The 15,045-nt window shown below is 61.2% G+C and carries 4 protein-coding genes; 2 read left to right on the top strand and 2 right to left on the bottom strand.

Going from position 1 to position 15,045, the window contains the following annotated elements; all coding sequences use genetic code 11:
- Nucleotides 1-30 precede the first annotated feature (30 nt).
- The gene (locus AC4PS6_RS07120; RefSeq protein WP_014717102.1) at nt 31-1,449 is read right to left on the bottom strand and encodes an amino acid permease; all 1,419 of its coding nucleotides are present in this window, start codon (nt 1,447-1,449) and stop codon (nt 31-33) included.
- Between the two features lie 345 nt (nt 1,450-1,794).
- Nucleotides 1,795-6,387: a hypothetical protein gene (locus AC4PS6_RS07115; RefSeq protein WP_336827121.1), complete on the bottom strand. Its 4,593-nt coding sequence runs from the start codon at nt 6,385-6,387 to the stop codon at nt 1,795-1,797.
- Nucleotides 6,388-6,568: 181 nt separating this feature from the next.
- On the opposite strand from AC4PS6_RS07115, the gene AC4PS6_RS07110 reads away from it, so the two are divergent.
- Both AC4PS6_RS07110 and AC4PS6_RS07105 read left to right on the top strand, forming a co-directional pair.
- Complete coding sequence (locus AC4PS6_RS07110; RefSeq protein WP_130174683.1) at nt 6,569-9,658, top strand: transglycosylase domain-containing protein; 3,090 nt, start codon at nt 6,569-6,571, stop codon at nt 9,656-9,658.
- A 193-nt stretch (nt 9,659-9,851) separates the two neighbouring features.
- Entirely contained in the window at nt 9,852-15,032 is a 5,181-nt protein-coding gene (locus tag AC4PS6_RS07105) for an NEL-type E3 ubiquitin ligase domain-containing protein (protein ID WP_336827120.1), read from the top strand.
- Nucleotides 15,033-15,045: the final 13 nt, after the last annotated feature.

Here is a 15,045-nt window from a genome sequence, read left to right as displayed (position 1 = left end):
CCGCCTGCTGCGGCAGGCCGTTGCAACAGGTTAAACCGAGCGCGTTGCAGTGCTATGGGTAGCCGTTGGCTGCAATTTGAACACATGGTAAAGCACAGTCAGCAATACCAGGAACGCAGGCCCCACATACAAGGCCACGCGGGTGTCCGGGAAGTACGCCATCAGGCCCACCACCAGTACCAGGAACGCCAGCGCCAGGTAGGAGCTGACCGGGTACAGCCACATGCGGTACTTCAGGCCTGCCTGCTCGGCAGGGCTCAAACCTTTGCGGAACTTGAGCTGCGCCAGCAGGATCATCAGCCAGGTCCAGATCGCGCCGAAGGTGGCGATGGAGGTCACCCAGACGAACACCTGGTCCGGTACCAGATAGTTGAGCAATACGCCGAGCAGCAAGGCAAAGATTGACAACAGCAGCGCCTTGCGCGGCACGCCATTGCTGGAGGTCTGGCCAAAGGTAGCTGGCGCCTGGCCGTTCTGCGCCAGGCTATAGAGCATGCGCCCGGTGCTGAAGATACCGCCGTTGCAGGAGGACAGCGCGGCGGTGATCACCACGAAGTTGATGATGCCGGCAGCGGTCTTGATGCCAAGGCGCTCGAAGGTCATCACGAACGGACTGCCCTGGGTGCCGATTTCATTCCACGGGTAGATCGACAGGATCACGAACAACGCGCCGACGTAGAACAACAGGATGCGCCAGAACACCGAGCCAATGGCGCTGGGGATGGTCTTCTGCGGGTTGCGCGCCTCACCGGCGGTGAGGCCGATCATCTCGACGCCCAGGTAGGCGAACATCACCATCTGCAATGACATCAGCACGCCCTGCACGCCATTGGGCATGAAGCCGCCATGGGCCCACAGGTTGGAAATGCCCAGTGCAACGCCGTCATTGCCGAAGCCGAAGGCAATGATGCCGACGCCGCCGATTACCATGGCAATGATGGTGACGATCTTGATCAGTGCAAACCAGAATTCGAACTCACCGAAAGCCTTTACCGCGATCAGGTTGATGGTGCCCATGCTGATCAGTGCCGCCAGGGCCCAGATCCAACGCGGCGTGTCGGGGAACCAGACGCCCATGTACACCGCTACGGCGGTGATTTCCGCGACGCAGGTCACCAGCCACAGGAACCAGTAGTTCCAGCCGGTGAGAAAACCCGCCAACGGCCCGAGGTAATCCTGGGCATAGCGGCTGAACGAACCGGCCACGGGGTTGTGTACCGCCATTTCACCGAGGGCGCGCATGATCACCAGAATGGCCAGGCCACCGATGATGTACGAGAGCATGATCGCCGGGCCGGCCATTTCAATCGCCTTGGCCGAACCCAGGAACAGGCCCACACCGATGCAGGCGCCAAGCGCCATCAGGCGAATATGCCGTTCACCGAGTTCGCGTTTGAGCGGTCCGCCTTGAGCGGTCTCGCCAGGGGGCAGTGGTTTGCCGACAGGCATAGGGATACAACCTCATTTTGTTATTGGATTAAGCCACCGAGCCTGTGGTGCAGCAGCGTGTAGGCCGATACACCGGCTTGACCGGGTCTGCCTCGTGGGCAAACCCGCCTGGCGGGCGTAGGCGGCCAGGTCAGCGGGGCGTCAGTATAAAAAGCAAGCGGTAGGATATTTCACTCTATAAACACACAAATTTGGCGATATGCCCCGTAAAAAAGTCCTTGGGCGGGGGAAGTACCAGGCCTCTAGACCGGCCTTCCCAGGGTAAAACGGCGCAGAGTATTGCATAACCTGTTACCGGTTGGGCTCGCTCATCCGCCGCAGGCGCGAGCGAGCCCACCTTGGCAGTCAGTCAACACTGAAGAACAAACGCCGCGCCAACAGCCTGGAAATGCTCGCCCGTTCGATCTCCAGGGTCTGCTGTACACGGCCGGTCTGGCCGGTGCGAATCCGCGCGAACGCCTGGGCTTCGGCCTGGGCCTGGGCCTGGCGCCCGAGGCGTTCCTGTTCAGGGCTCTTGAGGTGGGCAGCGGTGTAGTGGTCGTCCGGCCCCTGGCGGTTTTCATAGTGAAAATGCGCGTAACACAGGGGCAGCCCAGTGTCCGTATCCAGCACGACATACACTTGGATAAAATCCCGGGCTTTGTCCTTGATGGGCACGCGCGCGTCTTGGCGAACGATGCGAACTTCATTGAGCCCGTGCAGAAAGTCCACGTCTTCGGCGCGACTCAACTTCAGCTTGCTCGCGCGCACCCGCGCCTCCACACCCGCTGCGTCCAACCGCAGCGCGGCGGCACGCAACTGGGTGGCACGCACTCTCGCCGTGTTTTGCTGGGTAGGCTTCAGCCGTGACGGGTTCAAGGTCAGCAGTTTCTTGTCGATATCCGCAGCGACCATCCGCCGGCTGTTGGCCTGAGCCGCCAGTAAGGCTTGCAGAGATGAAGGCTCGCATTGGCTGGCCAAGGCCTGCACCTTGAGGATGGCGATATCGACATCTTCCAACAATCGCTGGCCCTTGTTCAGCAGCGCGCCCAATTGTGGGTTGGCCGTGCGCTGGGGCGCAGGCTCAACCGGCTCCCATATGCCGTCTTCAGCCTCGGTGAAGGTGGCAAGCACACTGCCTGTGTCATCCACCAGCTCTGCAGTGCCCGCTGGCGTCTTGATGCGTGCCACATAAACATCCCGGTTACGGGTGCGGATGATCTTTTTGACCCGCGTCCCTGCTGCGCTGGGCGGCCTGGGTTGTCTGGGTTGTCTGCCGCCAGGCAACGGTGCCAGCAGATCAGCCAGTTGCCCATTGGCTTGCTGGTGCAGGTCGGCCAACAGCGCCTGCAGTTTTTCCAGGTTGGGCAAGTCAAAGGTGTCCGGTGCCATGGCTCGCCAGAACTGAATATGGTCGTCGGTCACCGCGTAGACATGACTGAGGCTTTTAAGCAGTTCGATACGCTCCTCAACAGTGGTGGTCAGGTTCTCCAATTCGGCCAGGGAGCGGCTGGCCCAACGGGCACGATTGATCACCCGGTTCAAGCTGTCGAAAAACTCTACTTCCAGGGGCGGCCCTTCAATGTCGATGGTGATGCCCCACAGCGTGGTGACCTGCAACGCCTGCAAATCCAGAATGGAGGGGCGCGAAGGCAGCTGTGCGTCCAGCGCCCGGGCTTTGTCACGGCCCAGGCGCGGTACGCTGTTCAACTGCTCCATATAGGCGCTTTCCAACTTGCGATTGCTGATAGCTGCGTCCTCGGCCGTCACCTGTTCGCGCATGTTTTTTTTCAGGTTGGCATGGGCCTGACGGTTAAGGTCGGAGCCGGCTTCGTCATCGGTTTCGTCTTGCAGCAGATCCAACAAAGGTTTGATCCGCCGATTGATCTGGATCATGCGCTCACGGGTGTCAGCGTCCATCAATCGCAAGGTGAGAATCAGCGACTCGAGTATTTCACACAGATTTTCCTCGTAACGGGGACGGGGCTTGATTGCCCGCAGACGCATGAGCAGTTGCAGTTCCTTCTCGGAAAACTCGACCTTGTTGCGCAGTTCCTGCTGGTAACGCTGCTCAAGCCTGGCAAGCTGTTGGGCGTCGATTTTATCTTTGGACTCAACCACCAGCTTGCGCGCCACCTGCATGGCGGCAGCCGCTTTGGCACGCGAACGTCCAGCCTCACGGTACTGTTCTTCAAGGCGTGGCAGTGAAAGCTCCAGCGCCTGCAACTGAGCCTCCATCGCCGCATCGGCATTGCCGCCGACCAAGCGCAAGCGCCCATCGAAATCCCAATGCCCGTCCCCCAACGGCTTGAGCCACGGCCCTTTCTGGGCACCATCGGCGCTGATCACCCGCCACGCGCCCGACTCGTCCACCACCCGATAAAGATGCCCACGCACCAAGGCTCGCCATTGCGGCGGCGAATAAGCGGTGTCACGCAACAAGCCACGGCGCGGGCCGCTTGACTCGGCGTGGTCCCAGCCGCCTGAGAACGCGCCCAGGCTCAAGGTACGGGCCCGTGCATGTTGCGCGGCGGTCAGGGTATCGCGGGCGTTACTCCAACGGGTCGGCGAGCTGAACGTCGCGGGCGGTGCGCCACGTGTGGGCACCCTGGTGGTGGCAGTGGCTCGGGCCAGGGGGGCGAACACCGGATGCTCCAGCTGCAATGGCGGTAAAGGATCATGGGGCGTGGCTTGATGGGCAAGGACAACCATCAGATTGCTTAACACGTCCATGACCGCTTTGTTCCTGACCTGTTCATCCTGGCTGGCCAAGTCCTGAATGTCTTGCTGCAGGCTGTCGATCAGTTGCACCAGCCACCCCCCCAGTTGCAAGGGCCCGCTGGCAAACGGCAGCACGCTGCCAAACAGCAGCCACCCCACCTCTTTAAGCCTGGCCCAGCGCTGCTCGGCATTCGATACCGATTGCCGATCAGCCAGAGCCACCAGGGCCTGGGCCGTGCCCTCAAAGACCAGGCTGCAAGCGTCCTCGTCGTTCAATTGTTTGCTGAGCTGGACCGGGGCAGGTTTCTCGTACAGCGTAAATTCATCACCGGGTAAAAAGCGGCGGATATGCGGTTCAAGGAAGCCGCCGTTGGCATATACCGCCTGGCGTGCCGGGGCGAGCCACGTCAGCACGTCATCCTGCAGCGGGCCGTTAGCCTTGATGGCGTCAAACAAAGCCTTGATCGACTCGAACCCTTGCAACATCGGCTTGAGCAAGGGCCGGTACAGCAGATGAACGCCAGCGTTCCCGGTAGCAGGCCCAATGATGAAGTGATTAGTGACCACATCCTGCGCAGCCTCAGGCGAAGCCTTGAATGCCAGCGGCCACAACGTCATCGCCTGGCCTTGCACCTTGCGCTCGGCAAGGCTGGCTTGCAACGCGGCCTGTAGGCGGTCGACACCTTCCTGAGTCAGGCCGTGCTCACCTTTGAGTTTCAGTTCCAGCGCCAGCATCGGCAGTTGCACCCGTAACTGGCGGGTGAACAACCCTGAGCGACGACTGCGTTCCAACGGGTCATCCAGCAGTTTTTTCTTCAATATATCCGGGTAGGCCTGGCCCACATCGGCTTTTTCCACACAACCTTGAAGCAGGCCATAGGTCAACCACTCGGGGGCTTGGGCACCCTTGAGGGTGATCTCGGTGACGGTGTGCGGGAAGCCGGCCAGGTTTTCCAGGGCCAGCTCGGTCAGGCTCACCGTGACCGGGTCGACTTCACCGGCGACAAAGCCCCCTGGGACTGGAATCGCCGCAGCGATCACGCGGTTGAAGGTCAACTGAACGTCGGCGGGCCGTACTGTTTTGGTGGCGGGTTCGGCTTGCAGGCAAGTGCGCAAGGCCCGGTCGGCAAACACCTGAATTGAATCAATACCGTCCAGAAAATGTTGCCCGCCACTGTGCTCATGGGCCAGCACCAGCGCCTGGACCAGACGTGCGTAGGTGATGCTGTCGTCACGGTTGGCATGGACCAGCCACAACGGCAGGGCCTCACGCAGCTTGCGCTGGCCTGCACTCAGGTGCGCAACAAACCAGCGGTGGGGGTTGGTGATGTACGCAAGCAACGCTTGGTGCTGGCCCGGCGCCAGGGGCAGGTTGCGGTCGATGCGATCGATTTCCCGCAGCTGCAGCGCCAGGTAACTGGCGGCCAACGCATCGAAGGGATCGCTTTCCACGTCCTGGGCAAACCACTGCTCAGTGTCGGCGTCTTCGGGCACATAGGCCGGTAACAGCGCCGCCACATCGTCAATGCTACCCAATGGATGAACACCGCTGGCCGGGCTGAACAGCAACGTCTGTTGCCCGTGGCTGAGGATCAGCAACGGCAACATCAGCGGCGTCGCGCCGGCCAGGAACACCGCCTGTACACGCAACGCCTCACCGTGGGCGCTCCACTCGCGGTCGGGCCGCGTCGGGTGCAACAGGGTCTTGGGGAACAGCCGGGCAAACCCCTCGTCATTGAAACCAGGTGGTTTGCCGGCATCGTACAGCAACGTCAGCAGATCATCCGACAGGTAGCCCCAACGCGTCATCTCCACCGGCAACGCCTCACGCCACCAGGCTTGCAAGCGCTGTGCATACGCCCCCAACAACCCCGCGCCGCAGCGATTGAGCAGCGGCTCCAGCTCGCTGAGGGTCGGGCCACCGACCACAAACACTTCCCGCACGCGCTGCACCACGACGTGATAGTCCGCCACCAACAGCAAGGGCTTGCTGCTGGCCAAGCGTTGCAGCACCCACTCGGGCAAAGACCGGTAGGCCAGCGCGTCGTCGTCATCGGTCGGGGTGGCGATGTAAATCAAGCCAACCTGCCATTTTCCCGCGCCCAAATGCTCGTCCAGATAAGCCTGGACACTGTCGTTCGCGACTGTGAGCAGGTTCGGCGGCTCGCCGAACAAGGTTTGGATTTGCTCAATGGTGGCTTGGCGCGGCGAGCCTGAAGCGGTGTCGGAAAGGGTCATGGCAGAGCTCTATGATGGTTTAAATCACGAACGCTACCCGCTGCCATCCTGGCGACGCGGTAGTTATCTACCCTCCCGTCTGACGACTCGATCTTTAGCGCCCTACAAACTTCGTAGTGCAGTCAATCAGCGTCTACGCTTCAGACAAGTCCGATCAATCTATAAGAATGGTCAATCGACTATGGGCGCACTGTGGCAAACCGACTCACACCAGGCGCAAGCTGACAGCCCGTCAGCCACGCCGCTGGCAAAAAAACTCAAACCCGCCCAGTCGTGGCGCCGGCTCTACTGGATGATTCTGTTAATGGCCCTGATCGCCCTGGGGTTTGCCGCCACCCGTGAAATGCACACGGCCCACTGGCAAGCCCGCACATTCAGCCAGTGGGCGGCCCAACTGACCTACACGGTGGCCCCCGGCGCCAGCGATGCCATGGTGTACCCCGGCGACGGCCCGTTCGATCGGCGCCTGGGCTACAGCGCCTTGGGTGAGTTCCTGCCGCGCCTGCTCAAGCGCAACTATCTGATCGAATCCCAGGCGCGCTTTTCCGACGCGCTGATGGGCTACAGCCGCCATGGCCTGTTCATTCCCTATGCCGAAAAGCTGCAAGCCGGATTGACCATCACCGACTGCCGCGCCGCGCCGCTTTATCAATTCAACTATCCGCCTCAGCTGTATAAGCACTTCAACGAGGTGCCAGCGCTGATGGTCCACAGCCTGCTGTTCATTGAAAACCGCCAATTGCTCGACCCTGACCCGCCCCAGGCGAACCCCGCCGTGGACTGGCCGCGCTTTGCCAAGGCTGCCTGGTCGCAAGTCGCCCGTCAGTTGCACCTGCCAGGGCAATCGGCGGGCGGCAGTACCCTGGCGACGCAACTGGAGAAGTACCGCCACTCCCCGGACGGCTTGACCCTGTCGGGCAGCGAAAAGATCCGCCAGATGCTGTCCGCCAGCGTACGCGCCTACCAGCACGGGCCCGACACCCTCACCGCACGGCAAAACGTAGTGCGCGACTACCTCAACAGCGTGCCCCTGTCGGCGGTCCCTGGGCACGGCGAAGTGCATGGCATCGCCGAGGGGTTGCGGGTGTGGTACGGCGCCGACTTTGCCCAGGTCAACCGGGCCTTGAACGACACCGCACAAACCCCGGCCAGCCTCGCAGCGCGCGGCCTGGCGTTGCGCCAAGTGCTCTCGCTGATCATCGCCCAGCGCCGCCCCTCCTATTACTTGACCAAGGGCCGTGACGACCTGGTGCAACTGACCGACAGCCACTTGCGGTTGCTGGCGCAAAATGGTGTGGTGCCGGCCGAATGGGTGACGGCGGCGCTGGCAAGCAAGGTCAGCTACCGTGATTGGCAGCAGCAGCCAACCCTGCAAAAAGTCGAGACCAACAAAGGTATCAGCGTCGCGCGCAGCCGCCTGGCCGCCCTGCTCGACCGCCCACTGTACGACCTGGACCGCCTGGACCTGTCGGCCACCAGTACTTTGCAGGGCCAGTTGCAAGAGCAAGTCACCGCCTACCTCAAACGCCTTGCCGCCCCTGACTATGCCGCCGAAGTCGGGTTACTCGGCGAGCGCTTGCTCACCCCGGCGAGTACCCCGCAGGTACGCTACAGCTTCACCTTGTTCGAGCGCACCGATGATGGCGCACGGGTACGGGTACAGACCGACAACACGGACCAACCCTTCGACATCAACAACGGCAGCAAACTGGAACTGGGCTCCACCGCCAAGCTGCGGGTGCTCACCACTTACCTGCAAATCGTCGCCGAACTGCATGAGCGCTACGGCGCCGCAACACCTGCGGCACTGAAAAAAATCGAGGTTGCGGAGCAGGACCGCATCAGCCGTTGGGCCGTCGATTACCTGCTACAAAACCCCGGCAAATCCCTGGCCGACATGCTCGACGCTGCGCTTGACCGCACCTATTCGGCAAGCCCGGGCGAGAGCTTTTTCACCGGTGGTGGCCTGCACCGCTTCCATAACTTTCGCAACGAAGACAATGGCCGCAACCCGACCCTGCGCGACGCCCTGCGTGAATCGATCAACCTGCCCTTTATCCGCCTGATGCGCGATCTGGTGCGCTACACCACCTACACCAGTGCCAACAACAGCGCGCAATTGCTCAAGGACGACAACGAGCCGCGCCGTCAGGAATACCTGGCGCAATTCGCCGACCGCGAAGGCACCACGTTCCTGCTCAAGTTCTGGAAGAAATACCAGAAGAAAGACACCCAGGCGCGCCTGGAAACCTTCCTCGACAGCCTGCATCCCACGGCGATCCGCCTGGCCGCGGTCCACCGTTATCTGCTGCCGGAGGCCAGCCGCGACAGCTTCAACAGCTTCGTGCGCGCGCGCCTGGCCGGCACCAAGGGCGAGCAGACGCTGACCGACAAGCGCCTCGATGCACTCTATGACAGCTACGGCCCCGGCGCCTACGACCTGCCCGACCAGGGCTATATTGCCAAGGTGCATCCCCTGGACCTGTGGTTGCTGGGCTACCTGATCAACCACCCGGAGGCGACGTTCAGCGAAGTCGTCAAGGCCAGCCAGTTCGAGCGCCAGGAGGTCTACAGCTGGCTGTTCAAGAGCCGCCACCAGAGCGCACGCGACAGCCGTATCCGCACCATGCTGGAGATCGAAGCGTTCCTGGAGATTCATCAACGCTGGAAGGACGTAGGCTACCCCTTCGACCATCTGGTGCCGTCCCTGGCGACCGCCATCGGCAGCTCCGGCGACCGCCCTGCCGCACTGGCCGAGTTGATGGGCATCATTCTCAACGACGGCGTGCGCATCCCGGTACTGCGCATCGACAGCCTGCACTTTGCCGCCGGTACACCGTACGACACCCGCGTGATCAACGACCCCGACCGGGCGCATCGTGTCATGCCCTCCGAAGTTGCCACGGCCTTGCGCGGCGCGTTATCCCAAGTGGTGGACGCCGGCACTGCAAAACGCGTCGCCGGCAGTTTCAAACAGGCCGACGGCACACCACTGGCCATGGGCGGCAAGACCGGCACCGGCGATAACCGCATCGAAGCGATCGGTTCGGGCGGACGTATCATCAGTTCCAAGGCGATCAACCGCACCGCCACTTTCGTGTTCTACATCGGCGAGCGCCACTTCGGCACACTCACTGCGTTCGTACCGGGCAGCTCGGCGCAGGGCTTCAAGTTCACCTCGGCGTTGCCGGTACAAGTGCTTAAAGGCATGGCCCCGATATTGATGCCTTATCTGCAAGGTGAGAGTCAGAGCACATGCCTGCCTCGATGAGCGCCGCGCCAGAGTGATAATCCGTTGTTGCTTGCTCCTGGCTTATTGATCCAAAACGCCCATTTCTCGAGCCCTGCGTTTGATTTTTCCAGGGAGGGGCCAAGTAGTGTTTATGTATGCCTGAACGTTTCATGAGGGTGATTAGTGTAGATCGGGTTGACCCCCCCACTACTCATCTCAAGGCAACACAACCATGTTCTTCGAACGCCCCTCCCCACACGCTGCGAGCCATGCCCAGAAGGGTATGCACTTTGATGTTATCCAGCGCTCCATTCCAGATTGGCTCAGCGCGACCACGCTGACACGCGCTCGCGCACTGAAAGCCGCAAGCCCTTTTGTCTACACCCGACTCAACTCGCTCGACACGCGCGCAGATACGGTTTCCACAGAGGCCATGGCCGAGCAGTGGACCGCCAGGAATGCCTTGGATGAACACTTCAAATACATCAAGGACGTGTACTCATTCGCAGAGCCTCTGCTCAAAAAGGCCTTGCGTGAATACGGCGACATTGATGTAAAAAACACGTTCATTCGCCTGTATGCCCCCGCCGAAAAAAGCTGGTGGGTCATTGGCGTTCGCAAAGGCGTAACCAGCCGGACCGTAACGTTACTGGACGCCGCTCTGCATAACTTTTCCGCCAGCGAGCAGTTTGCCGACTATGGGTTCTTGTCCAAGCCCGACGCCCGTGGCCAGCAGCCCCTCCTGACGTTCACCTCCAATACCAGCGGCCAGCCCCTGACCGCGCAAGTATTCAAAAATCTGTGCCGCACCCTGGATATAGGCCGCCAATACCAGACACGGTTATTGCGCACCCTTGGCTTCGGCAATCAAGTCCAGGCCGATACGCTACGGCGCAAAGTGATTGCCTGCGACAAGGCCACGCTGAAAAACGCCGCCTGCATCGCCTGGTCGCAGCAGCATATCCAGGAGGACGCCCGACGTCTGCTGTTCGATATTGTCGAGGACAAGCCCGACCCAGCGTTGGACGGCATACCGGTGGAGTACTACAACCTCAGCCTGCTGGATGCCCGGCTCAGCGGTATCGTGCTGATTGCCGCGCCACAGGGCAGCGACAAACACATCGAACGCCTGATTGCCTATGTTCCTGAAGACCCGGAGCACCCGTTGAAGGAGTACCCCTCGCCGATTGAATTCATGAATGAGTTGACGCGCCAACTGCGCGACAGCACCGCCACCCTGGATGCCCACGGCCAAGCGCCTGCAAAGACCACCTACCGGCAGTTTTTCAGTCGATTTGTCGACCATAAACAACGCGGGCATTTTTTTGCCGAGCTGCAAAGCCGCCTGTTCAAGGTGCAGTGGCACGAAAAGAAGCGCACCGATAGTGGCCCCAGTTGGCAAACCATCGCAGTGGACACGCCGCGGTTGCACTTCAGCGCACAAAACATTTTTGACGACCACGAGAACCGAGCGCCTTCCGGGCATTCGGAGCCTGACACGCTGTGGCACTACCTGTACCGGGTCAACGTCAATAAAATTGTCAACGATACCCGGGACGTGGCGATCAGCACCGCTTACGCCGACTTGATGGCGCGCTGGGCCTGGTGGGATAACCTGGGCAAGATCCTCTCGGATATTTTCAATGCGGCGCTCCTGGTGGTCACCCCCTTCGTGCCGTTCCTGGGGGAGTTGATGCTCGCCTACACCGCCTACCAGGTGGCCAGCGATGTGTTCGAAGGTATTGTTGACTGGGCGCAAGGCAACGGACTGGAAGCCATCGGGCATGTCATGGACGTGGTGGAAACGGTGGTGCAACTAGGCATTTGGGCGGGGGCCGGCACCGTCGGCCAGGCTGTCACCCTCAAGCTGTCGCCCTTCGTCGAGGGCCTGCACCCGGTGACGCTGGATGGCGGTGAAAAGCGCTTGTGGAACCCCGATCTTTCGCCTTACCAGCAGAACATCAGCCTGCCCCAAGGCATCGCCGCTGATACACAGGGTTTGTATCAGCATGCCCAGAAACACTGGCTGGCCCATGCCGACCATCACTACCAGGTAGAACCGGACCCGCAGTTGCCTCATCACCGAATCGTGCACCCCCGCCGGCCACACGCCTATCAACCGAAAGTGCGCTTCAATGGTCACGGCGCCTGGGTACATGAAGGCGAACAACCGCGCAGCTGGGACGATCACACGCTGATGCGCCGCATCAGCCCCGCCACCCAGGCGCTCACCAACGAGCAGCTTGAACAGATCCGTATCATCAGCGGCAGCGAGCCAGACCATTTGCGCCACATGTATGTGCGCAACCAGCCGTCCCCGCCGCTGCTGGCCGACAGCATCGAACGCTTTAGCGCAGACCGTTTCGCCCAGGCGTCTGTCCAGAAAATACGTACGGGCCAGACACTCGCCCCCTATTCCTACTGGTTCGAACAAGCCGTTACCGACCTCCCCGGCTGGCCGCCGAGCAAAGCCCTGGAGGTGTTTCACAACAGCGATCTGAGCGGCGAGTCGCGCAAATACGGCGATACCCACGCCGCGCCCGCCGATACCCTGCGCATCAGCCTGGCTGACGTGATGGCTGCCAGGCTGCCCGAGCGCGTGCTGGGTTTTCTGGACGAACCTCAGGTCAATACGTTGTTGGGTGAAACCTTGCCCCAGGCTCAACAGGCCCAGGCACTGCGCAATAAACTGGCGAACTACGTAGAGGGTTATGGCGGGCATGTCGCCAAAAGTCATTACCAGTTGGGCCAAGCCAGCAGCGACCCACACGTGGCCCTGTTGCGCCAGGACTTTCCAGAGCTGGCGCTGAGCAGTGCGAACGCGTTGCTCAAGCACGCCTGGCCTGAAGAAACAACGGTGATGAACGACACACAGCGCCTGCCCCTGCGCCTCAAAAGCCTGGCACGGGAGTTGGACTTCGACCATCAGGCCAGCCGCGCTGTCGAAGGGCTTTACCCTCCCCGGCAACCCTCGGCGCACAGCGAACGGTTGGTGCTCAATACCCTGCGCCTGCACAGCGACGTGTTCAGCCATCTGAACATCGACATCCGGGACAACAGCCCCACCGGCCCGTTGCGCTGCAGCGTCGGTGAAACCGACGCGCCGCAGGCCCGCACACTGGTACGCAGTGCAGACGGGACCTACACCGTGTTCGACGCCGATGCCAACCCACTCAACCCAGCCACCACGCTGTACGAGTCCCTGCTCTGGACCCTGGCGCAGGATCCGCAGCGCTCCCCGCCCTACACCGTCGGCGAAGGTGAACAGCTCAGGCAGTGGGTGATCGAACATAACCAGGCACCGGCCGAGCGACGCCTGGCATTGGCTGAGCCGCCCTTGCGCATGCGGCCCGCTCCCGAAACCGAGGTGCTGCTGGGCGGAGGCGCATCCTGCAAAATGTCCCGGGTCGACAGCTATGACATGCAACCCAAAACCATTGAAGAACGCATCAAACAGTTACTGCCCGCGATGAGCAACGACAGCGTTCGACGCTTATCAATCACGATGAGCACAGCCGAAGGCGAGCAAACGCTGATGCAGATGGAGTCGCAAAAACAGCAGTTGTTCAATCAGCTCGACGCCTACATAAAGGGTCCGACGCCCAGGGCGGGCACGCTGTTGGAGCCGGAAGTCCGCAAACGCCGGGCGCAAGTCGCGACCCGCCTCTATGATGGCTGGAGCAATGGCCTGACGGTGCATCTGGACGAAAGCTTCGAACACCGCGGCGGTATCGCTCTGGACTTGTTCAATACGCCCATGCCCGACGAACTGCCCACCCTTAACGTGCCACTGAACCACATCAGCGACCTGGACCTGCGTGGTTGTGATTTTTCCGATCACCACGCCGCCTTTCTAGACAATTTCCCGCATCTGCGCGACCTCGATCTGAGTCACAACCAGCTCACCCAGTTACCTGCGACCCTGGGCAAGCTCAAACGTCTTCGACGCTTGCATCTGGAAGCAAATGCCCTGGTTCTGGACGATGCCGCCGTTGCAACACTTGGACGGCTCAAGCGTCTCAAACAGCTAGAGATGGCCGGCAACCCACTGGGGCAAACACCGGATATCAGCCATATGCCGGCCTTGACCTTGCTGAACCTGCGCAATACGCAAATAAAGGACTGGCCCGTCGGGCTCGTCGGTCGCTCACGCGCGCGCGGGTTCCAACTGGACCTGAGCGAGAACCCGATCACCCAGTTACCCCATGTCGCCCCAGGTTCGGATGATGCCGACATCATTGCCCGTACCCGCCTGGACCAGAGCAGGCTCACCTCGGACTTTCAGGACTTGCTCGCTGAATACCGCGAGTCTGTGGGGCTGGACCCGCTGCGCTTCTACGCGCCTAGAGGTGAAAGCGCACCCTGGCTGAGTGACATCAAGCCTGAGGAGCATGAGCAGCACCGGCAGCTGTGGGACGCGATTGAAAAGGAACCCGGCTCTCAAGGTCTGTTTGAGGTGATCAAATCGCTCGAAGAGCCGGACGAGTTCCAGGCCGAGGAAGACCGCCTGGCCTATCAGAACAACCGGCCTGAGCTGAGCCAGAGGGTATGGCGCCTGCTGAGGGCGGTCGAAGCCGACAGCGACCTGCGCGAGCGCGTGTTCAAGGATACTCGCTACCCCGGCTTGTGCCCCGACGCCGGCGCGCTGATATTCCAAAAACTGGGCGTCGAAGTACTCGCCAGCGAAGCCTATCGAACCAGCACCACACCGGCAGAACTCGAGGCCAGGCTGGTGGTGCTGGCCCGCGGAGCCGCGCGCGATGCCTACATGGGCAAAGCCATTGGTGAAGACATCGCCCACCGCCTCAAACCCAAAGATCAGGGCGGGCTGGGGCAACGGCTATGGTCGCAGGTCATCGACGGCGAGCATGGCGAGGTCGACGAGGCCGGCATTCACTTAGCCTATCGCAGCACCCTGGCAGACCGGCTGGACCTGCCGTGGCTATCGACCCATATGACTTACCGCACACTCGCCGATGTAACCCCCGCGCAGATCGAAAAGGTGGCCGCCGCAGTAGCCAGGTTGGAAGAAGGTGACGGGCTGGTGAACCAGATGCTGTTGGACAAAGGTTGGGAGCGTTACCTTGAGCAGCACAACCCCACCGCCAAATGGAACAATGACACAGCCTTCGACTTGAAGTACCTCCAACTCGATGAATTACAGGCACTGCAAGCGCAATACGCCCAGTCACAGACGCTGCCGGAGATTGATCGGCAAGCCCAGCGGGTAAAACTGCGCGGCCTGGCGCAAGCCCTGGGATTGGACGAAGACAGCGTGTTATCCGGCAACCCTATGAGTTCAACACAGTACGACACAGCACTCAATGAGCTGGGGTACCGGCACAATCAGTGGCTGCGAGATCTGACGCGTGTTGCGCTGAACCGGGCCGGAGCACGTAAAAACCGGGCTTGATGCGGCCCTGGCG

The organism is Pseudomonas sp. DW-iso17, assembly GCF_058725345.1.
The sequence above is the reverse complement of the archived record's forward strand: the minus strand, read 5'-3'. Positions and strand labels throughout refer to the sequence as shown.

Bases quoted from the DNA above. Each gene is read 5' to 3' on its own strand.
- AC4PS6_RS07120 (WP_014717102.1), bottom strand. From the start codon at position 1,449: ATGCCTGTCGGCAAACCACTGCCCCCTGGCGAGACCGCTCAAGGCGGA.
- AC4PS6_RS07115 (WP_336827121.1), bottom strand. From the start codon at position 6,387: ATGACCCTTTCCGACACCGCTTCAGGCTCGCCGCGCCAAGCCACCATT.
- AC4PS6_RS07110 (WP_130174683.1), top strand. From the start codon at position 6,569: ATGGGCGCACTGTGGCAAACCGACTCACACCAGGCGCAAGCTGACAGC.
- AC4PS6_RS07105 (WP_336827120.1), top strand. From the start codon at position 9,852: ATGTTCTTCGAACGCCCCTCCCCACACGCTGCGAGCCATGCCCAGAAG.